This window comes from Pseudomonas sp. PvP028 (genome assembly GCF_017832255.1).
Lineage (GTDB): Bacteria > Pseudomonadota > Gammaproteobacteria > Pseudomonadales > Pseudomonadaceae > Aquipseudomonas > Aquipseudomonas syringae.
Genome location: NZ_JAFIBL010000001.1, coordinates 4,442,013 through 4,466,246, shown reverse-complemented (window position 1 = coordinate 4,466,246; position 24,234 = coordinate 4,442,013). Strand labels below are relative to the sequence as shown.

Sequence of the window (24,234 nt, the reverse complement as noted above, 5' to 3'; positions counted from 1 at the left end):
AGAAGCCCAGTATGTACAAAGACTATCCAGCCGCTTACCAGGTCAGCAAAGGCGCGGCGCTGCAAGTCGACACTGCCTTTTATGAGCGCATCCGCACGAATGCGCAGCAACGCACCCTCGTCGAACAGTTCAAAGTGCCGATTCGTACCGGACGGGCCTGGAAGGTCAAGGCCGGTCAGGTGTTTCGGGTCACCACACCGGTGGGCCCGCAAGTCGGCGATTTCAATGTCTGGAACGCCAACGACCCCCGCGAGCGCCTGTGGGCTGCGCGCACGCGGCAGTTGCAGGGTGCGCATGTCAGCACCCACGATCGGCTGTGGTCGAACCTGCCGTTTTTGCGGCCAATGGTAACCATCACCGATGACAGTCTGGCCAGTTACGGAACCGACGAGCACGGCGGCCGCCTGCATGACCTGCTCGGCACGCGCTGTGATCCCTACGTCAACAAGATGCTGACCGGCGAAGACTTTCACCATCACTGCCATTCCAACCTGACCCGCGCAGTGCTGCCGCACGGGCTGACCGAGTTCGATGTGCACGATGTGCTGAACATCTTTCAGTGCACCGGTCTGAACCATGACGACCTGTATTTCATGAAAGCCTGCCCCGCGCAGAAGGGCGACTATCTGGAGTTTTTCGCGGAAATCGACCTGCTGTGTGCCTTGTCGACCTGTCCGGGTGGAGACCTGTCTCTGCCGATGTGGGGGCCTGATGCGCAGGACCCGTTGAGCGTCTGTCGGCCGCTGGGCGTCGAGATCTATGACCTCGACGCGTCGCTGCTGGACGGCTGGCAGTCTCCCGAGCGAGCGGCCTATAACGGCCTGCATGGTCTGCAGATCGCCAAGGCCGAGTGGGAGCAATAACCGCTCAGGCTGCGCGCGCCATTCTGCGCAGTCCCCAGACCATCACCGCCCCCATCCCGAGCATGGCCAGCAGCAGTGCCGGGTAAGACACCCACCAGTGCAGCGGGGCGGTCATCATGCTGAATTCCGACATGCCGCCGATCCCGGCAATCAGGTTCAACGGCAGAAACACCACATTGATCAAGGTCAGTTTGCGCAGCAGGGTGTTGGTGCTGTTATTGACCAGATTCCCGCGCGCATCCATCAGGCCGGCGAACACCGTGGAATAGATCTCCGCCTGTTTGTAGCACTGGTCGTTCTCGATGATCATGTCGTCGATCAGCGCCAGGCTGTCGGCGGCGTATTGCCTGCCTTGCGCATGATTGCGCAGACGCGTCAGGACCGCACCGTTGCTGTGGATGGCGTTGATGTAATACACCAGACTTTCGCTGAGGTTGAACATCTGCAGCAGATGGCGGTTTTCCAGGGAAGAGTTGAATTTCTGCTGCAATTCCCGGGCGACCATCTTGATGACTTTCAAGTGACCCAGATAGTGATGAATGTTGTTGAACAGCAGCTCCAGAAGGATATCCAGCGGCTGGTTCAACGGGCGGTGAGCCCCCAGCGCGCTCAAAGGTTGCTCGTCATCACAGATCAGCACCAGCTGGTCCCGGCTCAGCAGCACGCCAAAGGACGAAACGTCGAACGAGAAGCTGTCCTTGCCCGAATAGTTCTCGGGACGTTTCCAGATGACGAACAACGCATCAGGGTGAAACTCGATGCGCGAAATTTCGTCCGGGTCGAGTGCCGAGGCAACGGCGTGCTCATCAAGGTGGAATCGCTCCAGCAACAATCTGCGTTCCCCGGCATCAGGTTTGCTGAACCACAGCACCTGGGCCTTTTGCGGATCACATGCCAGCAACTGGTTATTGTCGAGTTTCAGGCCCTGAATCATCGTTTCACCATGCCTGACCGAGGCGCTTGAGCTCCAGACGGCGGACGAACTCTTCCAGCACCAGGCTGTACAGATCATCCTGCAGATAAGCGTCTTCGATGCCGGCATCCAGGTTCGGGTTGTCGTTGACCTCGATCACCACCACTTGATCGCCTGACTGTTTCAAGTCCACGCCATACAAACCGTCACCAATCAGGTTGGCGGTCTTGAGCGCCAGTTCGACCACGGCGCGCGGCGCTTCGTGCACCGCCAGCGTGCGGCATTCGCCAATCACCTCGGCACCGATCGCCTTGTGGTTGTAGATCTGCCAATGCCCCTTGGACATGAAGTACTGGCAGGCGAATATCGGTTTGCGATTGAGAATGCCAATACGCCAGTCGTACTCGGTGTAGAAAAACTCCTGAGCCAGCAGCAATACCGAGTGCTCGAACAACTGGGTCGTCGCTGTGTGCATTTCCTCGGGCGTGCTGACCTTGATCACACCTCTGGAAAAGCAGCCATCGGGGATCTTTAATACCAGCGGGAAGCCCAGGCGTGTGGGCACGTGCTGCAGTTCTTCCGGGCGGTCCTTGTAGAGAATTTCCGTTCGCGGCATGCCCAGATCATGGCTTTTGAGCAGGTCGGTCAGGTACACCTTGTTGGTGCAGCGCAGGATCGAGGTAGAGTCGTCCATGACCACCAGCCCCTCGCTTTCGGCCTTCTTGGCAAAGCGATAGGTGTGGTTGTCGACGCTGGTGGTTTCGCGAATCAGCAGCGCGTCGTACTCGGCCAGCCGGGCGTAGTCTTTCTTTTCGATCAGCTCGACATCAATGCCCAGGCGCTGACCGACGCGGATGAAATTGGCCAGCGCCTCAGGGTTGGAAGGCGGCAGCTGTTCCTGCGGATCATGCAAAATCGCCAGGTCGTAGCGGGCCATGCGCCGGGAACTGGGCTGGCGCCAGACGTTGCGGCTGAAGCCTTCCAGCGCCGTGGCGAACTCATCCTGCTGATCTTCGCGCAAACGCGGCAGAGCGCCGGCCTTGATACCCGCAATATGCCAATTGTCGCGCTTGCGAAACTCCACCATCAGGATCGGGCAGGGGAAGACTTCAAACAACTGACGGGCAAGATCCTTCAACGGCTCAAGTGTGGTCTGGCCGAAGTACAGTGTCAGGGTAAACCCTTCAGTGTCGTCATACGGATGATCCTCAAGTGCGGTTTCCAGCAACTTGTCCAGGTCATCGAGGGCCAGGCCGTAGAGTGACTTGCGGGTCAACTCGCTGATGGTCTTTACCGAGGGAATGACATTGTGCTGGCGCGCTTCGGCCAGCAGGGAACAGTAATAACCGTGGCCCAGGTATTTGTAGCTGCGGCACAGGTTGATGACTTGCACACGCCTGCCTGCCGTGGCTTTCAGCGGTTTTTCCAGGTAGTCCTGGGCGCTGATCAGGTCTTCGCTGGGAAAGTACGATGCCCAGTCTTCGAGACGTTCGACAATAATCACCAGTTGCCTCTGCGCTGCAAAGAGTGTTGTGGGGTCTGCACGTCGGGTTGTTGCTGAAAGCGCAAGTTGCGCAGATACTTCGTTCATCTTCACCTGTGCCGCTGACATGTGTAATCGATCCGATGGGAAACAAGTCCTTTCTATTAAGCATGTGCTTTTTGAAATGTCCCGTTTCGTTACACAACTTTTACGGCGGTGCAGATGGACTTTATATTTCGAGATGCAGTTGAAACCGATGTCGACGACTTGCTGCTTTTGGAGAACCAGTGTTTTGACGGCGACCGTCTGACCGCGCGCAGCTTCCACTGGATGATCCGCCGCGCCAATGCCAGCCTGATCGTCGCCGAGCAGGCCGGACAGCTCACCGGCTATGCGCTGGTGCTGTTTCATCGCGGCACCTCATTGGGGCGCTTGTATTCGCTGGCGATTGCCGATGCAGCGCGGGGCAAGGGACTGGGCAGACAGTTGTTGCAACGTGCCGAGCAGCAGGCCGTGGGCCACGACTGCGCTTACCTGCGCCTTGAGGTGCGCCCCGATAACGGCGCGGCCATCGCGCTTTACGAGCGCAGCGGTTATCGGCGTTTCGCCCAGGTCGACGACTATTACCAGGACCATGCCCCGGCCTTGCGCTACGAAAAACGCATCGTTGAACACGCCCGGCTGGACAGTCGCTCAGTGCCTTACTACCAGCAGACCCTGGAGTTCACCTGTGGCCCGGCCTGTCTGTTGATGGCCATGAAAGCCCTGCAACCTGCGCGCTCGATGGGCCGTGGCGAAGAATTGCAGATCTGGCGCGATGCGACCACGGTGTTCATGACCTCCGGCCACGGCGGTTGCAGCCCTCAGGGGCTTGCGCTGGCGGCTCTTCAACGGGGCTTCGCGGTGAAGCTGCTGGTATCGGTTTCGGGCCCGTTGTTTCTGGGCGGTGTGCGCAGTGACAACAAGAAACAGGTGATTCGCCTGGTTCACGAGCAATTCTGTGATGCGCTGCAAACCGCAGGAGTGCAGACACTGCCCAATCGCTCGTTGAACCTGCCAGGCCTGCTGGCCGACGGTGGCAAGCCGCTGGTGCTGATCAGCAGTTACCGCCTGACCCGTTCCAAGGCACCGCACTGGGTGATGGTCACCGATTGCGACAGCGATTTCGTCTACCTGCACGATCCCGATATCGATCACAGCCTGCATCGGCAGGCCATCGACTGCCAGCACATGCCGGTAAGCCATGCCGACTTCAACCGCATGAGTTGTTTCGGTGCCGATAAACTTCGGGCGGCAGTGATTGTGTTTGCCGCGCCCGTGGATGATCATGCGTGCGCTTCAGCAGACCGGCCACAGGATTCCCTACCGTGATTAAGTTCGTGCTCAAGGCGTTTTGCGTACTGACCATCGCTGCGAGCCTGTCGGCCTGCATCAGCGCGCCGATCCCCCTGACCGCGAAAACCGCCGCGCAGCTGCAGCAACAGCCACCGGTTCGATTTCTGCTGACCTTTGACGATGGTCCGAGTGCTTCGACGTTCTACAACCCCAGCATCACCGTGCTCGACAGCCTGGCCGACAATCCGCTGCAGCCAGGCATCAAGGCGGTGTTCTTCGTGCAGACCGGCGCAACCGGTGCGGGTAACAGTGATCAGGGCCGGGCGATCATGCATCGTCAACATGAAGAAGGGCACCTGCTGGGCTTTCACACCGCCACGCCGCACCACACCAACCACCGTTCGCTGAGCGATGAGGAACTGGAGCAATCCCTGACCCAGGGCTGCGCGATCATTGCCTCGATCACCGGAGTGCCGACCACCTTGCTGCGTCCGCCGTTCTGGAACTACGACAAACGCACGTTCAGCGCCTATCAGCGCCACCATCTGCAGGTACTGCTCACTGACCTGAGTGCCAATGACGGCAAGATCTGGGGCTATAACTTCAGCCTGCGCCGCCGTTCCAACATGGTCAGCCAGCTCTCGCAGGTGCGCGAGCGCATTGCCGCCGGCGAGCTGCCTGCGGTGGATGGCGTGATTCCGGTGGTGGTGACCTTCCATGACCTGAACCGCTACACCGCGCGGCATGCGCGGGAGTACCTGCAGATTCTGGTCGACAGTGCCGGGCGGACCGGCGTGCGGCTCGCCGACAAGCCGTTCTATGACGACAGCGCGCAGTTGCAGCGCGCGGCACTGGCCCGCACGGTCAAGGCGGCGGGCGAGCCTGTCAGCTTGCCCGGTGCGTGGAGCTGGATCTGGGACCACAACGCGCACTGACGACATGCACTGACCAGGCGTCAGACCAGGGTGTTCTTGCGCACATGACCGCCCTGAACAATCATCGCCAGGTGCTCGCCCTGACCGACCAGGCAACTGATATCGCTCAGCGGGTCGCCATCCACCACCAGCAGATCGGCTATCGCACCGGCGGCGATGCAGCCCAGTTCGCCTTCACGCTGAAGGATCTGCGCCGCCACACTTGTCGCACTGCGCAGCGCTGCCAGATTACCCAGCAGTTCTGCGCGAATCTTCAATTCATGAGTCTGGTACTCATGCATTTCCCCCAGCAAATCCGAACCATAGCCCATCGGAACGCCCGCTTCGGCGAACAGTAACAGGGCATTGCGCCCGGCCTGGCGCACATCCTCGATCTTCGCGACCGAGTCAGCCGGCAGCCCAAAGCGTTCGCCATATTCGGCGAGCATTTCGTAAGTGACCTGGGTAGGTACCGCAAATGCGCCTTTCTCAGCCATCAGCCGCGCGGTGTCGGCATCGACCAGATTGCCATGTTCGATGGTCCTGACGCCGCATTCGATGGCACGGCGAATCGCCCGAGCGGTGTAGGCGTGGGCCATGACGTAGGTGTTAGCGGCTGCGGCCTCATCGACGATGGCGCGAATTTCAGCTTCGCTGTATTGAGTGTTGGCAATCGGGTCGGTTGGTGAGGACACACCGCCCGAGGCCATGATCTTGATCTGGTTGGCGCCTTGCTGCAGCTCTTCGCGTACTGCCAGACGCACGTTGTCGACGCCATCCACCACGCGGGCGATGGCCCCGGCGCGGAAGCAGCAGGAGCAGGGCTCGTTGAGCAGCAGTTCGCCACGTGCGCGCATGTCGCCATGGCCACCGGTCTGCGACAGTGCCTTGCCCGATGCGAAGATGCGCGGGCCGGGAATCAGCCCCATCTGAATCGAACGGGCCAACGCCCAGTCAGCACCCCCGGCATCGCGCACGGTGGTAAAACCACGGTCGAGCATCGCCGCCAGAATCGGCAAGGCGCGGTACATGATGATTGCGTTGGGTTGCAGGGCATTCATGCCCAGGTTGGCGTTGGAAGCCAGCACGTGCACATGGCAGTCGATCAGGCCGGGCATCAGTGTTCTGCCACCCAGATCGATGACCTGAGCGCCCGCCGGGGCCGGTTCACCCTCGGCGCGCACCGCGACAATGCGCTCACCCTCAATCACGACCTCCTGGCCTGAAATCAATTGTCCTTGTTGCACGTCCAGCAGGCGGCCGTTGCGCAGGATCAGGTGTGTGGCTTCAGTGGTACTCATTGGTAAGCTCCAGACAAGGGTTGGTGTGCCGCGGGCGCACGGTCGTGATAAAGCAGTGCGCCAATACCGCTGACGATGGCGGCGAACATGATGTAGAAGGCCGGCGCCAGGTTGCTGCCGGTCGAGGCAATCAGCCAGGTGATGGTGAAGGTGGCAAAACCGCCGAAGATCGTGACGGCGAAGTTGTAGGCCACCGAAAGCCCGGTGGACAGCACGTGGGTTGGCAGCAATTCACCGAAGGCTGCGAGGATCGAGCCGATGTAACCGGAAATCAGCAGACCGAGCACCAGCTCGAAGATCAACAGTGAAAACAGCCCCGGCATCTGGTTGATGAACAGAAACATCGGGTAGGCGCTGAGGAAGATGGCAATGGCCGAGCCCAGCAGCCAGGGGCGATGCCCGCTGCGGTCGGCCATAGCGCCGACAATCGGTGTGGCGACGATCAGTACCGCGCCGCCCATCATGCCAGCGCTGAAGCCCATCCATGACGGCAGGCCGAGCACGCGTTGGGCGTAGGAGGGGATATAAAACAGGATGGCATAGGTGCAGACGGTCCACAGCACGACCAGCGAAAAGCTGATCAGGGTTTGTCGCGGGTAGGTCTTGATCACTTCGCGCAGCGGCGATTCGACCGGTTTTGCAGCCTTGTAGACAGGTGTCTCGTCAACCCGGCTGCGAATATAGAAACCGACCGGTCCGATCAGCGTGCCGATCAGAAACGGCACCCTCCAGCCCCAGCTTTCGAGCTGTGCCTGGGTCAGGTAACTGGACAGCGCCGCGCCCAGCGCGGAACCCAGTAGCACCGCGACGCCGATGCTGGCCTGAATCCAGCTGGAATAGAAGGCTTTTTTGCCCTCAGGCGCATGCTCGGTCAGAAACGCCGTGGCGCTGCCCATCTCGCCACCGGCAGAGAAGCCTTGCAGCAGGCGCGCCAGGACAATCAGCAGCGGTGCCAGATAGCCGATCTGCGCGAAGCCGGGGGTCAGCCCGATGATCAGCGTACCCAGCGCCATCAGCAGGATGGTCAGCGACAATGCCGCCTTGCGCCCGCGCTTGTCGCTGTAGATGCCCAGCACAATGCCGCCCACCGGACGCATGAAAAAGCCCACCCCGAAGGTCGCCAGCGCCAGCAGGTAAGACGTCAGTTCGCTGCCGGTGGGGAAGAACACCTTGGCGATGATCACCGAGAAGAAGCTGTAAACCGTGAAGTCAAACCATTCAAGGCCATTGCCGATCACCGTGGCGACCACCGCGCGGCGTGCCTTTTGTTCGTGAGTGCGTGAAGCAGGGGATTGTGGTGTGCTCACTGGATAGGCTCCTGCATGCGATACACGCAGGGAAGCCCCCTGCATAGGCTGCATTGGTTGAGGGGCAGGGTAGGTACGAGTGCGGCTGAGTCAGGTCTTTTTGCCCGTTTCATTCGAGAGTAGGCGCTGGGCCGATTTTAAGAAAACGCTTATTACGCAGATTTGCATGCGCCAGACGCATGCAGGTTTCAGGGCGATGGTGCCAGGGTGGTTATTTCGTCTGCCAGCCATTTTTCGAAGGCGCGTGCCGCACGTCTAGGCGTCTTGCCGCTGGGTGTCAGCAGGTAATAGCCGCCTACCGCGCCGACGCTCTTACGGCAGGCGGGCACCAGCGCGCCGGACTGCACATGGCGGTCGATCATCGGCTGCCAGCCGAGCACGATGCCGTGCCCGGCGACCGCCAGATCGACCAGCACAGGATACAGATTGACAGTCATGCGCTTACGGATCAGCGAGGCATCGACACCCTGGCGGCCGAACCAGTCGCCCCATGACAACCATTGACGCTGGCCGTCTTCGAGCATCAGCAGGCAATGATCCAGCAGTTGCGCGGGCTCCAGCAGGCGCCCGCCCAGATAATCGGGCGAGCAGTAGGCGTTGACCGATTCGGCGAACAGCAGACGGCCGTCGAGACCCGCCGGTGAGACTTCGCGCAGAAAATACAGCGCCAGATCAAATTCGGCGCGAATCAGCGAATCCAGCCCATCGACCACGCGCAGGCGGATATCCACGGCCGGGAAGGCGTCGCGATAACGTCCCAGCAAAGGCCCCAGCCACAAGGCTGCCACGCCGCTGGAGCATGCCAGAGTCAGTTGCTGATCGCCGCTGTGAGTGATCACCTGAGCGGTAGCCTCGGCGCACAGGGTCAGCACGCGCTGGATCTGCTCGGCATAAATCTGCCCGGCGACCGTCAAATGAATGCGCTTGTGCTCGCGACGAAACAGCGCGCGGCCGAGAAATTCCTCCAGTTGCGCGACCTGACGGCTGATCGCGCTTTGGGTCAGGTTAAGTTCGGTGGCGGCACGCGTGAAGCTGCCATGCCGGACGGCAGCTTCGAAAGCGATCAGGTTCGGCAGCGGCGGAAGGGGCTCGATACGCACAGTGGCTCCTGTTGCGGGCAGGTTTTACAAAGGGTCGGGAAACGGCGTCGACAACAGCCAGTCCCTGAACACACACAGCGATGGCAGGTTCTGAAAACGCGTGGCGTAAGCCAGGTAATAATTGCGTCCGCTGTCCAGAGGCTCGAACAGGGTGACCAGTTCGCCGCTGTGGATTTCGTCCTGCACCAGAATGCGCGGGACCAGTGCGATACCGATGCCGGCCGCGACGGCCTGAATCAGGTGCGAGGTCAGTTCGAAGCTCGGACCGGGGCGCATGATGTGGTGGTCCAGGCGATTACTGTCGAACCAGTCCGACCAGGCATTGGGCCGCGACACCACGCTCAGCAACGCATGCTGGGCCACCTGTGCCGGGGTCATCGACTGGTAGCCGGCAAGGGCAGCCGGGCTGGCAATGACCACCAGTTTTTCACTGACCAGCGGATGTGCGATGTAACCGGGCCAGTTGCCGTTGCCGGCACAGATGATCGCGTTCATTTCGCTGGCGGCGGGCGTCAGGTCGGCATGCACGATGCGTGAATGGATGTGCACCACATAGCCCGGATGCCGGGTGTAAAAGTCATTCATCCGTGGCAGCAGCCACTTCGAGCCGAAGGTCGGCAGCACGGCCAGATGCAGTGTGCCGCCTTCCGCCTTGTGCGCGATGGTTTGCAGGGTTGCACTGCGGATGCGGCCCAGTGCGGCAGCCAGCTCATGCTGATACAGCGCGCCTGCGGTGGTCAGCTCGATGCGTCTGCCATCACGCTTGAACAGTTCGACTTCCAGTTGCGCCTCCAGCGCCTGCACCTGCCGGCTGACGGCGCTCTGGGTCAGGGCCAGTTCGTCTGCGGCCTTGGTGAAGCTGCCATGCCGCGCAGCCGCCTCGAAGGCGAGCAGCAGCGACATGGAGGGCGTCAGTCTTCGGGTGTTCATTCATAAAACTCATGGAAAAACGGCAGGTTTTACGTTTGCACTGAAGCATGACACGCCGGAGAATCACGCTAACCGTTGATAACACCATGTATTCGAGCGTTTCGAAGCATACGTGCTTTGCATATAAAACGCCTAGCCAGGAAGACCACCATGATTGCGCTGTTGAAACCGACTTCCGAGCAGGTCGGTCACTATGACCGTTTCCTCAATGCCTTGGCGGAGGCCGGCTTTCGAGGCGAAATCGCCCGTGACCACGGTTCGCGCACAGTGCTGGCCACTGACAATTCCATCTACCAGCGCCTGCCACAAGCTGCCGTGTTCCCGATGGACAGCCATGACGTCGCAATCGTCGCCCGTCTGGCGGCGCGGCCCGAGCACCAACAGGTGGTGTTGACCCCGCGTGGCGGCGGCACCGGGACCAACGGACAGTCGCTGACCGACGGTGTGGTGGTCGACCTGTCGCGGCACATGAACGCTATTCTCGAGATCAACGTCGAAGAACGCTGGGTGCGCGTGCAGACCGGTGTGGTCAAGGACCAGCTCAATGCCGCGCTCAAGCCGCACGGGCTGTTTTTCGCACCGGAACTGTCGACATCCAACCGTGCCACGATTGGCGGCATGATCAACACCGATGCCAGCGGGCAGGGCAGTTGCACCTACGGCAAGACCCGTGACCACGTCCTTGAACTGTCCACGGTGTTGCTGGGCGGTTCGTACGTCAACAGCCATGCATTGGCTGCCGAGCAACTGGCCAGCGAACAGGCACGTATCGACCGCGCAGGTGACGTTTATCGCTGCGCGCAGCAGATTGCCGATACGCAGGCCCAATTGATCAAGGATGTCTTTCCACCGCTTAACCGCTGCCTGACTGGCTACGATCTGGCACACCTGCGCGAGGAAGACGGGCGTTTCAACCTCAACAGCGTACTCTGCGGTTCTGAAGGCTCGCTGGGTTTTATCGTCGAGGCTCGACTCAACGTCCTGCCGATCCCCAAACATTCGATTCTGGTCAACGTTCGCTATGCCGGTTTCATGGACGCCCTGCGGGACGCCAAGGCCTTGATGGCGCACAAGCCGCTGTCCATCGAGACCGTGGACTCCAAGGTGCTGATGCTGGCCATGCAGGATATCGTCTGGCATGGCGTCGCCGAGTATTTCCCCCAGGACCCTGCGACGCCGACGCTGGGCATCAACCTGATCGAATTCAGCGGCGATGAATTGAGTGAGGTGGAACAGCGCGTTCATGCGTTCGTTGCGCATTTGCAGACTGACACGTCGGTGCTGCGCCTGGGCCATACGCTGGCGGCTGGCAGCGCTGCGGTGAACCGCGTCTACACCATGCGCAAGCGCTCGGTGGGGCTGCTTGGCAACGTCAAGGGTGAAGCCAGGCCGCAGCCGTTTGTCGAAGACACTGCCGTGCCGCCGGAAAATCTCGCCGACTACATTCAGGAGTTCCGTGCGCTGCTGGACAGCTACGGGCTGCAATACGGCATGTTTGGCCATGTGGATGCCGGCGTGCTGCACGTGCGACCGATTTTGGACATGAAGGACCCTGCGCAGGCGGCGCTGATTCGGCCAATCTCCGACGCCGTCGCCGCGTTGACAAAACGCTACGGCGGGCTGCTGTGGGGCGAGCATGGCAAGGGCCTGCGTTCGCAATACGTGCCTGAATATTTCGGCGAGTTGTATCCCGCGTTGCAGGCTCTCAAGGCCGCCTGCGACCCCTTCAACCAGCTCAACCCCGGCAAGATCGCCACGCCTGCCACAGTGCCGGAATCGCGCCTGACGCTAGTGGATGAAGTGATGTTGCGCGGTGATCTGGATCGCACGATCGATGAACGGGTCTGGCAAAGCTACGACAGCGCATTGCACTGCAATGGCAATGGCGCCTGTTACAACTATGACACCGACGACGCCATGTGTCCGTCGTGGAAAGCCACCCGTGACCGCATTCACTCGCCCAAGGGCCGCGCTTCGCTGGTCAGGGAATGGCTGCGCCTGCAAGGCGAGCAGGATGTCAATGTCCTCACCGCCAGCGCCAGGGCGCGCAGTGCCAATGTGCTGAAAAGCCTTGCCGAGCGAACCGTCAATAGCGTCGCCAGGGTGGCGGGGCAGAAGGATTTCTCCCACGAAGTCTACGACGCCATGGCCGGTTGCCTGGCCTGCAAGTCCTGCGCGGGGCAGTGCCCGGTGAAGGTCAACGTGCCCGAATTCCGTTCGCGTTTTCTCGAGCTGTACCACAGCCGTTACCTGCGCCCGATCAAGGATTACCTGATTGGCTCGCTGGAGTTCAGCATCCCGCACCTGGCGCGCTTTCCGAAGCTGTACAACGCAATCATGGGCGCGAAGCCAGTGCGTTACCTGCTTGAGCATGCAGCCGGCATGGTCGATAGCCCGTTATTGAGCCTGACCGACTTCCGCGCGGCCTGCGCTCGCTGGAATGTGGGCATCGCCACGCCGCAGCGTCTGGCCGCGTTGAGCGAGCAGGAGCGCAAGCGCACGGTGGTGCTGGTTCAGGATGCATTCACCCGATATTTCGAGACCCCGCTGGCGGCAGACTGGCTGGAGCTGATTTCGCGCCTCGGTTATCAGGTCTACCTCGCACCCTTTGCACCCAATGGCAAGCCGCTGCAGGTGCAGGGTTTTCTGCAGGCGTTCGAGAAGGCTGCCGCTTTCAACAGTCAGTCGCTGGGCAAGCTGGCCGGGTACGGCATCCCGCTGATCGGTCTGGACCCGGCCATGACCCTGGTTTATCGCCAGGAGTACAGCAAGACGCTGGGCAGCGAGAATGTACCCGAGGTCATGCTGCCGCAGGAGTGGCTGGCGTCCACGGTCGAGGAAGGTCGTGATGCTGCGTCGGCAGAGACCTACTACTTCCTGCCGCATTGCACTGAAAAGACCAACGAGCCCGCCAGTATCGGTCTCTGGCAGAAGGCCTTCGCCCGCGCAGGGCTCAAGCTGGAGGTGCTGGCCAGCGGTTGCTGCGGCATGTCCGGCACCTATGGGCATGAAACCCGAAACGCGAAAACCAGCGACACCATCTACCGTCAGTCCTGGCAGCCGCTGGTGGCGCGGCATGGCGGTGAAGGTCGACTGGTCGCCGATGGCTACTCATGCCGCAGCCAGGTCAAGCGTCAGGATGGCAAAGTGGTGAAGCATCCCTTGCAAGTACTGCTGGAGCGGGTGAGGGCGCTATAGAGAGGACGCGGAGCGTCCAGAACGGCATGACGACGCGGAGCGTCGCACGATAGTGGTATTTTCCAGCGTGGGAATGCCTTGCGTGACGCTGCGCGTCACAGATCTGTGCCGCGCCGCTCAATCAGAACTTAAACCAGGTACTTGTTGAACCACCCCAATGTACGGTCCCAGGCCAGTTTGGCCGCTGCTTCGTCGTAACGTGGGGTGGAGTCGTTGTGGAAACCGTGATTGGCGCCCGGATAAATGTACGTTTCGTACGTCTTGCCCGCCGCTTTCAAGGCTTTTTCATAGGCTGGCCAGCCTTCGTTGATACGAGTATCCAGTTCGCCGTAGTGAATCATCACTGGCGCCTTGATCTTCACCACGTCTTCGGCATTGGGTTGACGCCCGTAGAAGGACACCGCAGCGCCCAGCTCCGGATACGCGACCGCCGCGGCATTGGCCACACCGCCCCCGTAGCAGAAACCGGTGATGCCGACCTTGCCGGTGGTCGCGTCATGCTTCATCAGCCACTCGATGGCGGCAAAGAAGTCGTTCATGAGCTTTTCCGGATTGACCGTCTGCTGCAGTTCACGACCCTTGTCATCGTTGCCCGGATAGCCGCCGACCGAGGACAGCCCGTCAGGCGCCAGCGCAATGAAACCGGCTTTGGCAACGCGGCGCGCCACGTCTTCGATGTACGGGTTCAAGCCGCGATTCTCATGTGCGACAACCACTGCCGGTACTTTTTCGGCCGCTTTGGCCGGACGTACCAGATAGCCGCGAACCTGACCATGCCCCTTGGGCGAAGGGTAGGAGACATACTCGGCAATAATGTCCGGGTCGGTAAATTCCACCTGTTCGGCCAGCGCGTAGTTGGGGCTCAACGAGGCAAGCAGCGCGCTGGCGGTGAGGCCGCCAAAGGTGAACAGCGCTGCACGATCGAGAAACTCGCGCCGGTTGATCCTGCCGTGTGCGTAGTAGTCATAAAGCTCAAGCAGTTCAGGCGCAAAGTCTTTTGCAGTAAGACGTTCCATCGGTATGCTTCCTTCCGAATCATTCAGGGCGGCCTGCATCTTGGCGGGCTGACGAGCAATACATGATCAATACAATATCCGCTCCCGATAGTATTTCCGGTGAATCAGGATCGCTACTGTAAAACGACGAAAAACCGCCATCCGTTGCCAGTGGCTGCAAACGCACAACAGGTTGTCGGTCGCTGCCTGCGGTCAGCGGCATGCGAAAAAGTCAGGCTTCGGATTGCACTACCGGTGCTCGATGAGGTCCATGCTCACTCCTGCAGCATGTCACGGGGTTCGGGCGCTGCAGACCAACATATTATCCAGTCGCTGTATAACGCGGCGTCGGTTCAGCCCCACAATACATCATGATCTCACCTACGCTGATGGTCATATTCCACCTGCATTTCGAGATGACGTGATGATGAGCCTTCCGGCGGAAGACCGCACCCAGCTGTTCAAGGACACGGCTACCCAGTTCTGGAAACACATCACCCCGATCGTTTATGTCGCTCTGGGCATTCACTGTGTGTTGCTGACGGTGTTCCTGGGGCTGGGCATGAAGATCATGTGGATCGCGAACATCGTCAGCACGCTGGTTTACGTCAGCTGCATCTACCTGATCCGCAGGGGGCGGCATCGCCAAGCCGGACAACTGATGTCCCTGGAGATCATTGGCCATGCCGTGCTCGCGACGTGGCAACTGGGCTGGGAAAGCAACTTCAGCTTTTACATATTCTGCGTGATTCCCGTCATTGCCTTCACCTTCCAACTGAACGTCGTCAGGCGAATTGTCTACAGCGTTGCGATCTTGATGTCGCTAGTGGGCTGCTTCGCCTTTCGTCGATACACGGGGCAGGGGACCGGTCTGAGCCAGAACGTGCTCGATGCGTTCGGTATCGTCAACGTACTCACAGCGACCACTCTGTCGATTTACGCCACTGCATTGTCGGTGCGTTTCACCTCGTCGATGCAACTGAGCCTGTTTCATATCGCCAACCGCGACAGCCTGACCAATCTCTACACGCGCAGACGAGTACTGCATCGGATACGCGAACTGGAAGCCAGGCGGCAGGGGCTGTCGGCTTCGTTGATCCTGCTGGACATCGATCATTTCAAACAGATCAATGATATCCACGGGCATGAAACCGGCGATGTGGTTCTGCAACGGGTTGCCGAGATCATCGGTTCAAGCGTGCGCAGCAGCGATATGGCGGCGCGCTGGGGCGGCGAGGAGTTTCTGGTGCTCATGCCGGACACCACGCCCGAAGACGCGCTGCGCGCGGCCGAACGTATCTGGCGGCGTATCGCCGAAGAGGCCGGGCGGATCAATGAGCGCATCATTGCCGTCAGCGCTACAGTCGCGGTGGCGACTATTGCCACAGGCGAGGCGTTCCAGCTGGCCCTCAATCGTGCCGACACGTCGCTGTACATGGGCAAACAGCAGGGCCGGAACCGGGTAATGATCGCCGGATGAGCTGCTTGCTCACGCCAGACGCTACCAGCGTGTAGACTTTCGCGCTTTGAACCGGGGAGCACAGCGTCGTGCTTCCTCATCGGCGATGTATCGATCAAGGCATGCTTATGGATTTGCGTCAGCTCGAAGCCTTCGCGGCGGTCATGTCGGCAGGCAGTGTCACGGCGGCAGGGAAAATGCTCGGCCGGTCTCAGCCCTCGGTCACCCGGGCCATCCAGGAACTCGAGCAGGAACTGGGCTTTGCGTTGTTCGAACGCAGCGGGCCGAAGGTCACGCCTACCCACAAGGCGTTCATGATGTATGGCGAAGTGGAAAGCGCGCTGCTGGGGGTGCGCAACATCCGCCAGCGTGCGCAGCACATTGCCCAGGAGGAGAACCACCAGATCAAGCTGGTGGCGATCTCGGCCCTGGCAGCCGGTCTGCTGCCTGCGGCCTTGTCGCGCCTGCCCGAGCATCTGCGTCCGCAACAGATTCAGCTGCAGAGCATGTCTCCGGAGAACGTGGTTCATGCTGTCCTGTCGAAAACCATGGACCTGGGAGCGGTCAGCCTGCCCCTGGAGCATCGCGGTCTGGAAATCCACTGGATCGGCGAGGCGCCTTGTGTGGCGGTATTGCCCGCCGATTCGGCGCTGGCCGCTCATGAGGTGCTGTCGATGGAGCTGCTGCGTCAGCAAACGTTGATCACCATGGCCAACCCGTATCGCTTTCGTCGACGCATCGACAAGGCGTTTCAGGAGGCGGGTGGTCAGCCGCCGCGCATGCTGGACACCAATACGTCGTTGATTGCCATGCAGATGGCCAGGGTCGGGCTGGGCATTGCGCTGGTCGATCCGTTCACAGCGATGGGCGTGCCGGTGCAAGGCGTGGTCGTCAGACCGATCGCCTGCAACATTCCGTTTTTCTTCGGGCTGATTTCAGCCTTCGCCAGCCCGTTGTCGGATGTGGCGAGCGCGATGATCGATGAAATTGCCGACAGCGCAAAAATCCTCTTACCGGAAATGATCATGCACGAAGCCAGCGCGCATGATGCCCTGTTACAGAGCATATATGCCGAGTGAGAGGAAAATACGGGTTGCATTCAGGCCCTTGCTGCGGGAACGCCTGTCATTAAACGCGCAAGACTGAAAATCGGCGCAGCGCGTCCGTCAACATTCTTCGTAACGCTTCGTTTCATGGTACGCAAAGCGCTCTTACATTCCATTTGGGAATATAAATATGCTTTTTTGCGCGTTGCGAGAATAAAAATCGGCTTTTACTATTCGAATTAAGCATTCAAAGCCTTCAAGAATTCATTTATCACACTATTGGAATGATTCTTGAAGTGCTTTGAATCAAGGCTCGGGCTCGTGGCCCGATCATTTTTTCGAGTACCGATCAATGTCCGATGTAAACGCACCCGCTGGCCTGGCCGCTTTGGAAGCTCGCTTGCAGCAGGATCTGGCCTGGCTGGATCTGCCCGCCAAGCCATGGGTCAAGCCCAGGATCAGCGCAGGGCAGGCCGTGCTCGACGTGGCGATTATCGGTGGAGGCATGGCCGGTCTTGCCCTGTCCGCAGAGCTGCGCAATCTCGGCGTAGCAGCGGTCATTTTCGATCAATCGCCAGCAGGTTTCGAAGGCCCTTGGGCCACTACGGCGCGTATGCAAACTCTGCGCTCGCCAAAGCAGTTGACCGGGCCGGCGCTGGGCTTGCCGGCGCTGACGTTTCGCGCTTGGTACGAAGCGCAATTTGGTGTCGATGGCTGGGCGTTGCTGGACAAGATTCCACGTTTGCAATGGGCCGAGTATCTGCGCTGGTATCGCAAGGTGCTGGCCCTGGACGTACGCAATGAGCACCGCATTAGCCGGGTAGCGCCCAGAGCGGACGGTCTGATTGAACTGGACGTAGTCACGCCGGTACAGACGCGATTTCTGCTGGCCCGCCATGTGGTGCTCGCTACGGGTCGTGACGGTCTTGGCGGCCCTTGGGTGCCGGACTTTGCCTGGCAGTTGCCGGAGCACTTGTGGACGCATTCGGCGGCGGGTTTGCAGGACAGCTGGTTCGCCGGCAAACGCGTTGCGGTCATTGGCGGTGGCGCATCGGCGATGGATAGCGCCGCCACGGCGCTGGAGGCTGGTGCAACGCGGGTCGATCTGCTGATCCGGCGCGCCGAGCTGCCGCGTATCAACAAAGGCAAGGGCGTTGGTAATCCCGGCATGGTGCATGGCTACTGGCGCCTGCCGGACATCTGGAAATGGCGCATTCGCCATTACCTCAATACCCAGCAAGTGCCACCACCGCGCGGCAGTACGCTGAGAGTGTCCGCTTCCGGCAAGGCGCGGTTCATGCTCGACAGCCCGGTGCTTTCCGTCGAAGAGAGCGCTGCCGGAGGCGTCTGGCTGCATACGCCGAAGGCACGTATCGAGGCAGATTTCGTGGTATTTGCCACCGGGTTTCGCACCGACTTCCGGCAGCGCCCGGAGTTTGCACCATTCTCTGCGCAGATCCGTGTCTGGCAGGATCGCTTCGAAGCACCAAGCGGCGAAACCGATGCTGAGCTGGCTGTGCTGCCGGATCTGGGCAACTGCTTTGAATTTCAGGAAAAGACCCCAGGCGCCTGCCCGGGGCTGAACCACATTCACTGCTTCAGTTATCCGGCCGCGTTGAGCTATGGCGCGGTGTCCGGGGACATTCCTGCCATCAGCGAGGGTTCCAAACGTCTGGCGCATGCCCTGGTCGGGCAGTTGTTCAACGAGGACATCGACCTGCATTTCGACACCATGCTCGATTACGCGGAGCCGGAGCTGCTGGGCGATGAGTGGGTGGTCAGCCAGCCAAGCGCTGCAGAGCTGCGCCAATGATCGGCTGGGCGCTGCGTCGGCTGACTCAATCGTTGCTGGTCGTTCTGTTGATGACGCTGGTGGTGTTCGTTGGCCTCAATGCCATCGGCAACCCGATGGACATTCTGGTCGGTGAAGACCTCAATCAGGCCGAGCGTCTGCAGGCCATCGCGCATTTGGGACTGGACCAGCCGCTGTGGCAGCAGTACCTGATTTTTCTCAAGGGCGCGGTTCACGGCAATCTGGGGCAAAGCTTCGTGTATCACGAGGATGCCATGCGCCTGATTCTGCAGCGCTTGCCCGCAACCTTCGAGCTGGCGTTCAGTGCTCTGTTTCTGGCGGTGGTCATCGGTGTGCCGCTGGGCATGTTTGCCGGTATGTACCCCGAGCATCCGCTGTCCCGGCTGATGATGGCCGCCAGCATTGTCGGCTTCTCGCTGCCAGCCTTCTGGGTGGCCTTGATGATGATCATGCTGTTCTCCATCACCCTCGGCTGGCTGCCGGCCAGCGGCCGCGGCGAAACCCGTGAGTGGCTGGGTGTGCAATGGTCATGGCTGACGCTGGACGGTTTGCAGCACCTGTTATTACCAGCGCTGAACCTGGCGTTGTTCAAGATTTCCCTGGTGCTGCGCCTGACTCGTGCGGGCGTGCGCGAAGTGCTGCCCCAGGAATTCGTCAAATTCGCCCGGGCCAAGGGGCTGTCACCGATGCGTGTGATGTGCATGCACGTTATGCGCAACACCATGATTCCGGTGGTGACGGTGCTGGCCATGGAACTGGGGTCGACCATCGCCTATGCCGTCGTGACTGAAAGCATTTTCGCCTGGCCGGGTGCTGGCAAGCTGATTCTCGACAGCATCAACATGCTTGATCGCCCGGTGGTGGTCGCTTACCTGATGGTGGTCGTAGTGATTTTCGTGGTGCTCAACCTGATCGTCGACGGCTTGTATTACTTGCTGGACCCACGCGTGCGCATCGAGGCATCCCGATGAATGTCATTGAAAAAGCCCCGATCGGCAGCACGCTGCTGCAGGCCCAGTCGCCCTGGCGACGAGTGCTGACCGAGTTCTTCAGCTCGCCCACGGCGGTGACGGGCCTGGTGGTCCTGCTGCTCATTGTGCTGGTTGCAGCTCTGGCGCCATGGATTGTGGTGCAGAACCCCTACGACCTGATGCAGCTCAACGTCATGGACGCGCGCATGCCGCCTGGCAGCCTCAATGGCGACAGCGGTTACACCTATTGGCTGGGCACTGACGGGCAGGGCCGCGATCTGGTCTCGGCGATTATCTATGGCCTGCGCATCAGCCTGTGGGTCGGCATTGGCTCGGCGTTGATTGCGGCAGTGCTCGGTACGCTGCTCGGGCTGGTGTCTGCGTATGTAGGCGGCTGGCTCGATGCCTTGCTGATGCGTCTGGTCGACCTGCTGCTGTCGTTTCCGGTGATTCTCATGGCGCTGATGATTCTTGCCTGGCTGGGCAAGGGTGTCGGCAACGTGATGCTGACTCTGATCTTGCTCGAATGGGCCTATTACGCGCGCACCGCACGCGGTCAGGCGCTGACCGAAAGCCGCCGTGAATACGTCGATGCGGCGCGCGGGCAGGGCGTGGGGCCGCTGCGTATTGTGGTGGGTCACATTCTGCCTAACTGCCTGCCACCGCTGATCGTGATCGGCGCCTTGCAGATCGCCCGCGCTATCACGCTGGAAGCAACCTTGTCGTTTCTCGGCCTGGGCGTGCCGGTCACCGAGCCGTCGCTGGGGCTGCTGATTGCCAATGGCTTTCAATACATGCTCAGCAATGAATACTGGATCAGCCTGTTCCCAGGCCTGGCGCTGTTGATCACGATCGTTGCGATCAATCTGGTCGGTGACCGTTTGCGCGATGTCCTGAACCCGAGGTTACAGCGATGAGCCTGCCTGAAATGTCGTCTGTGCCTGACGCAGTCCAACAGCCGACCCTGGATGTGCGCAACCTGTGCACTTCGTTTCATACCCGCGCCGGGGTGCTGCCGGCGGTGCGCGATGTGTCACTGCGCGTAGAGCCGGGACGCATTCTGGGTCTGGTCGGTGAGTCCGGTTCGGGCAAGTCGGTCACCGGCTTTTCGATCCTCGGCCTTGTCGATGAGCCTGGGCGCATCAGCGGTGGCCAGGTGCTGTTCAAGGGCAGCGATCTGACCAGACTGTCCGCCTCGCAACTGCGTAGCATTCAGGGCAACCGGGTAGCGATGATCTTTCAGGACCCGATGATGACCCTCAACCCGGTGCTGCGGGTCGATACGCAAATGATCGAGGCCGTACGAGCCCACAGCCCGCTGCGCAAACGCGAGGCCCGCGAACATGCCAGCCGCACGTTGGCGCTGATGGGCATCGCCAGCCCGGAAGAACGTTTGCGCGCCTATCCGCATCAGTTGTCCGGCGGCATGCGCCAGCGGGTGGCAATTGCCATTGCACTGCTGCATGCACCGGACCTGATCATCGCTGATGAGCCGACCACCGCGCTGGACGTGACCATTCAGGCGCAGATTCTCAGTGAAGTGCAGAAGCTGGTGCGCGAGCAGGGCACTTCACTGATCTGGATCACCCATGATCTTTCCGTGATCGCAGGGCTGGCTGACGATGTGGCGGTGATGTACGCCGGACGCATCGTCGAGCAGGGGCCGGTCGCCGATGTCCTGGATCGTCCGCAGCATCCCTATACACAGGGGCTGATCGACAGCCTGCCAAGTCGCAACCAGCGCGGCCAGCGCCTGCGGCAGATCCCGGGCATGGCACCCGACCTGCTGTCGATGCCGGTCGGTTGTGCTTTCGCGGCGCGCTGCCCCAGAGCCTCGCAGATTTGTGCACAGGAGCCTCAACCCCACGAGGCGCGACCGGGCCAGACGGTTCGCTGTTTTCATCCAGGAGCGGCCGATGTCCAGTGATCAGATTCCCCTCATCGAGCTGCATCAGGTCAGCAAGACCTTCGGCAAGCCCGTGGATGAGCGCTCCGTTCAGGGGCTCCTGCAACGGCTGCACCTTACCCGTGCAAAACCGATGACCCATGCCGTGGATCGTGTCGATCTGCGCATTGCGCGCGGTGAAGTGGTCGGGCTGGTGGGCGAGTCAGGCTGTGGCAAATCGACCCTGGGGCGCATGGTTGCCGGTCTGCTGCCGGTCTCTTCAGGCACTACACTGGTGGACGGCAAACCGCTGGAGAGCCTGACCCCGCAGGAGCGCAAGGCGCTGCGCCTGAAAGTGCAGATGATTTTTCAGGACCCATCATCGAGTTTGAATCCGCGCCTGCGGGTCGACCGGATCGTCGGCGAAGGTGCACTGTTGCACGGCCTGACCGACCGCAAGGGCGCAGATGATTACGTCAGTGCGCAATTGCAGCGTGCCGGGCTCAGCCCGCAATTGCGCCAGCGCTATCCGCATCAGTTCAGCGGTGGCCAGCGCCAGCGCATCGGGATTGCCCGTGCGCTGGCGGTGCAACCGGAACTGCTGGTGTGCGACGAGTCGGTGGCGGCGCTGGACGTGTCGATTCAGGCGCAGATCCTCAACCTGTTCATGGACCTGCGCGACGAGCTGGGCCTGACCTATCTGTTTATCAGCCATGACCTGAGCGTCGTCGAGCACCTCTGCGACCGGGTCATCGTGATGTACCTGGGCCGTGTGGTCGAGACCGCTTCAGTCGATGACCTGTTCGCGCGGGCCAATCACCCGTACACCCAGGCTTTGCTGGCGCAGATCCCGCGCTTCGATATTCGCAGTACCCGTTATGACGCGATCCAAGGGGAAATCCCCAGCCCGCTTAACCCGCCTGCAGGGTGTCATTTCCACCCTCGCTGCCCGCACGCCATGGCGCGCTGTCGCGAGGAAGTTCCAGCGCTGCGGGAGGTTTCGCCGAATCACCGGAGCGCCTGTCACCTGAATGACCAACGCTGAACGGGCAGCTCAAGCCCGTCACCCTCTGCCATTGCGTACAAGGAATTACCCATGAAACCACTCGTTCGTTCGTTGCTGGCGTCGGCCCTCTTGCTGGCCGCCGGCAGTGTCACTGCACAGGACTTGCGCATCGGTTACGCCGACCCGGTCTCGTCCCTCGATCCACAGCTCAATAACTATGCCGGAGACCGCTCGGTAGCCTTGCATGTCTTCGAGTCGCTGGTCAGCCGCCGTGATGACAAGACCTTGCCAGGTCTGGCCAAGAGCTGGAAGGTCGTGGACGACACCACCTGGGAGTTCGCCCTGCGTGATGACGTCAAATGGCAGGATGGCACGCCGCTGACGGCTGATGACCTGGTCTTCTCCTTCGAGCGCGCGCGCAGCGTACCTGGCAGCGTGGCTTCTTACGCAGGCGCCATGCGTACCGTTGAATCGATCAAGTCCAAGGACGATCACACGCTGATCATCAAGACCCGTTCGCCCAATGCCAATCTGCTGCCGGACATCGACTCGATCTATATCGTCAGTCGCCACGCCGGTGCGGCAGCCAGCAGCGCCGATTACAACTCGGGCAAGGCGATGATCGGCACCGGGCCTTACCGGTTTGTCTCGTTCGTGCCGGGCGATCGCACGATATTCGCTCGCAATGAAAATTACTGGGGTGGCAGACCGACCTGGGACAAGGTTGATTTCCGTTTTATCGCCAACGCCGCCAACCGTACCGCAGCTTTGCTGGCGGGCGATGTCGACGTGATCGACAAGGTATCGCCTACCGATGTGGCGCGCCTGCGCAAAACGCCGAACGTCAATGTCTTCGCTTATCAGGGATTGCGTGCGCTGATCATTCAGCCGAGTTTCCGTGCTGGCCCGAACGAGTTCATTCACGACAATGCGGGCAAGCCGCTGGCCGAAAACCCGCTGCTGGATGTACGTGTGCGCAAGGCGCTGTCCCTGGCGATCAATCGTCCGGCCATCAACGAACGCATTATGCAAGGCACCGTCACCGAAGCCAATCAATGGATGCCGGCCAACACGTTCGGTTACAACCCGCAGATCAAGAATATCCCCTATGACGTCAAGCAGGCCAAGGATCTGCTGGCGCAGGCAGGCTTTCCTGAAGGCTTCCAACTGACTGTGCATGTGCCGGGCGACCGTTATCCGCAGGCACCGGAGGTCATGCAGGCGGTGGCGCAGTTCTGGACACGGATCGGCGTCAAGGTTCAGCTGGAGGTATTGCCGTGGGCGGTGTACGCGGGCAAGGCCAACAAGAATGAACTGGCGATCAGCGTGATTGCCTGGGGCAATGGCACCGGCGAAGCGGCGTATGCCCTGACCAATATTCTGACTACGGTCGATAACAGCAAAGGGCAGGGCGCTTCCAACTGGGGCCATTACAGCAATCCGCTGGTGGACAAAGCCCTGGCTGACTCAACCGCCGAATTCGACGAGGCCAAGCGGCGCAAGATTCTCCAGGACTCGGTGCAGATTGTCAGCGACGACGTCGGCATCATCCCGCTGTTCCATTACCAGAACATCTGGGCAGCGCGCAAAGGCCTCAAGGTCGAACCACTGGTCAGCGATCGCACGGCAGCGACCATGGTCACCGAGCAGCCTTGATTATCTTCCATTGACGCGCCGCTTTTGCGAGCGGTTGCGCGAATGCAACCACAGCATCG

General features: G+C 60.6%; 19 protein-coding genes. 12 read left to right on the top strand and 7 right to left on the bottom strand.

Features of this window, described 5'->3' with window-relative positions:
* Positions 1–11: 11 nt before the first annotated feature.
* Entirely contained in the window at positions 12–863 is an 852-nt protein-coding gene (locus JOE34_RS19115) for a DUF1989 domain-containing protein (RefSeq protein ID WP_046266324.1), read from the top strand.
* Between the two features lie 4 nt (positions 864–867).
* On the opposite strand, the gene JOE34_RS19110 is transcribed toward JOE34_RS19115, so the two are convergent.
* Both JOE34_RS19110 and JOE34_RS19105 read right to left on the bottom strand, forming a co-directional pair.
* The gene (locus JOE34_RS19110; protein ID WP_003317664.1) at positions 868–1,797 is read right to left on the bottom strand and encodes a magnesium transporter CorA family protein; all 930 of its coding nucleotides are present in this window, start codon (positions 1,795–1,797) and stop codon (positions 868–870) included.
* A gap of 4 nt (positions 1,798–1,801) precedes the next feature.
* Positions 1,802–3,388, bottom strand: coding sequence for a RimK family alpha-L-glutamate ligase (locus JOE34_RS19105; RefSeq protein ID WP_010411944.1), 1,587 nt, complete (start codon positions 3,386–3,388; stop codon positions 1,802–1,804).
* 93 nt (positions 3,389–3,481) lie between these two features.
* Between JOE34_RS19105 and JOE34_RS19100 the strand changes: the two genes are divergently transcribed.
* Both JOE34_RS19100 and JOE34_RS19095 read left to right on the top strand, forming a co-directional pair.
* Positions 3,482–4,630: a GNAT family N-acetyltransferase/peptidase C39 family protein gene (locus JOE34_RS19100; RefSeq protein WP_209996458.1), complete on the top strand. Its 1,149-nt coding sequence runs from the start codon at positions 3,482–3,484 to the stop codon at positions 4,628–4,630.
* Complete coding sequence (locus JOE34_RS19095) at positions 4,627–5,529, top strand: polysaccharide deacetylase family protein (protein ID WP_046266316.1); 903 nt, start codon at positions 4,627–4,629, stop codon at positions 5,527–5,529. The genes JOE34_RS19100 and JOE34_RS19095 overlap by 4 nt, the downstream gene beginning before the upstream one ends.
* A gap of 20 nt (positions 5,530–5,549) precedes the next feature.
* Here the strand turns inward: JOE34_RS19095 and JOE34_RS19090 are convergent, their stop codons facing one another.
* From JOE34_RS19090 to JOE34_RS19075, 4 genes are all read right to left on the bottom strand, one after another.
* The gene (locus JOE34_RS19090) at positions 5,550–6,809 is read right to left on the bottom strand and encodes an amidohydrolase family protein (protein WP_016568113.1); all 1,260 of its coding nucleotides are present in this window, start codon (positions 6,807–6,809) and stop codon (positions 5,550–5,552) included.
* Positions 6,806–8,116 (bottom strand): MFS transporter, encoded by a 1,311-nt coding sequence (locus JOE34_RS19085; RefSeq protein WP_046266315.1) that lies wholly within the window; start codon positions 8,114–8,116, stop codon positions 6,806–6,808. The genes JOE34_RS19090 and JOE34_RS19085 overlap by 4 nt, the downstream gene beginning before the upstream one ends.
* 188 nt (positions 8,117–8,304) lie before the next feature.
* Positions 8,305–9,216, bottom strand: a complete 912-nt coding sequence (locus JOE34_RS19080) for a LysR substrate-binding domain-containing protein (protein ID WP_017279787.1) — start codon at positions 9,214–9,216, stop codon at positions 8,305–8,307.
* Positions 9,217–9,240: 24 nt separating this feature from the next.
* The gene (locus JOE34_RS19075; protein WP_003395531.1) at positions 9,241–10,146 is read right to left on the bottom strand and encodes a LysR substrate-binding domain-containing protein; all 906 of its coding nucleotides are present in this window, start codon (positions 10,144–10,146) and stop codon (positions 9,241–9,243) included.
* A 150-nt stretch (positions 10,147–10,296) separates the two neighbouring features.
* Here JOE34_RS19075 and JOE34_RS19070 point away from each other — a divergent pair, with 150 nt between their 5' ends.
* Entirely contained in the window at positions 10,297–13,344 is a 3,048-nt protein-coding gene (locus JOE34_RS19070) for an FAD-binding and (Fe-S)-binding domain-containing protein (RefSeq protein WP_046266314.1), read from the top strand.
* Between the two features lie 128 nt (positions 13,345–13,472).
* On the opposite strand, the gene yghX is transcribed toward JOE34_RS19070, so the two are convergent.
* Entirely contained in the window at positions 13,473–14,360 is an 888-nt protein-coding gene (gene yghX / locus JOE34_RS19065; RefSeq protein ID WP_003346726.1) for a YghX family hydrolase, read from the bottom strand.
* 403 nt (positions 14,361–14,763) lie between these two features.
* On the opposite strand from yghX, the gene JOE34_RS19060 reads away from it, so the two are divergent.
* The 8 genes from JOE34_RS19060 (at position 14,764) to JOE34_RS19025 (ending at position 24,175) form a co-directional block, all read left to right on the top strand.
* The gene (locus JOE34_RS19060) at positions 14,764–15,819 is read left to right on the top strand and encodes a GGDEF domain-containing protein (RefSeq protein ID WP_024665522.1); all 1,056 of its coding nucleotides are present in this window, start codon (positions 14,764–14,766) and stop codon (positions 15,817–15,819) included.
* A gap of 107 nt (positions 15,820–15,926) precedes the next feature.
* Positions 15,927–16,877 carry a LysR family transcriptional regulator gene (locus JOE34_RS19055; protein WP_003395521.1) on the top strand — a complete coding sequence of 317 codons (951 nt, stop codon included), beginning with the start codon at positions 15,927–15,929 and terminating at the stop codon, positions 16,875–16,877.
* A 319-nt stretch (positions 16,878–17,196) separates the two neighbouring features.
* Entirely contained in the window at positions 17,197–18,657 is a 1,461-nt protein-coding gene (locus tag JOE34_RS19050) for an NAD(P)/FAD-dependent oxidoreductase (RefSeq protein WP_003395520.1), read from the top strand.
* Complete coding sequence (locus JOE34_RS19045) at positions 18,654–19,628, top strand: ABC transporter permease (protein WP_017279784.1); 975 nt, start codon at positions 18,654–18,656, stop codon at positions 19,626–19,628. The genes JOE34_RS19050 and JOE34_RS19045 overlap by 4 nt, the downstream gene beginning before the upstream one ends.
* A complete protein-coding gene (locus tag JOE34_RS19040) occupies positions 19,625–20,545 on the top strand; it encodes an ABC transporter permease (RefSeq protein WP_003395516.1) in 921 nt (306 codons plus the stop codon). The genes JOE34_RS19045 and JOE34_RS19040 overlap by 4 nt, the downstream gene beginning before the upstream one ends.
* Positions 20,542–21,555, top strand: a complete 1,014-nt coding sequence (locus JOE34_RS19035; protein ID WP_046266313.1) for an ABC transporter ATP-binding protein — start codon at positions 20,542–20,544, stop codon at positions 21,553–21,555. The genes JOE34_RS19040 and JOE34_RS19035 overlap by 4 nt, the downstream gene beginning before the upstream one ends.
* A complete protein-coding gene (locus JOE34_RS19030; RefSeq protein ID WP_046266312.1) occupies positions 21,545–22,558 on the top strand; it encodes an ABC transporter ATP-binding protein in 1,014 nt (337 codons plus the stop codon). The genes JOE34_RS19035 and JOE34_RS19030 overlap by 11 nt, the downstream gene beginning before the upstream one ends.
* A gap of 51 nt (positions 22,559–22,609) precedes the next feature.
* The gene (locus JOE34_RS19025; protein WP_024661421.1) at positions 22,610–24,175 is read left to right on the top strand and encodes an ABC transporter substrate-binding protein; all 1,566 of its coding nucleotides are present in this window, start codon (positions 22,610–22,612) and stop codon (positions 24,173–24,175) included.
* Positions 24,176–24,234: the final 59 nt, after the last annotated feature.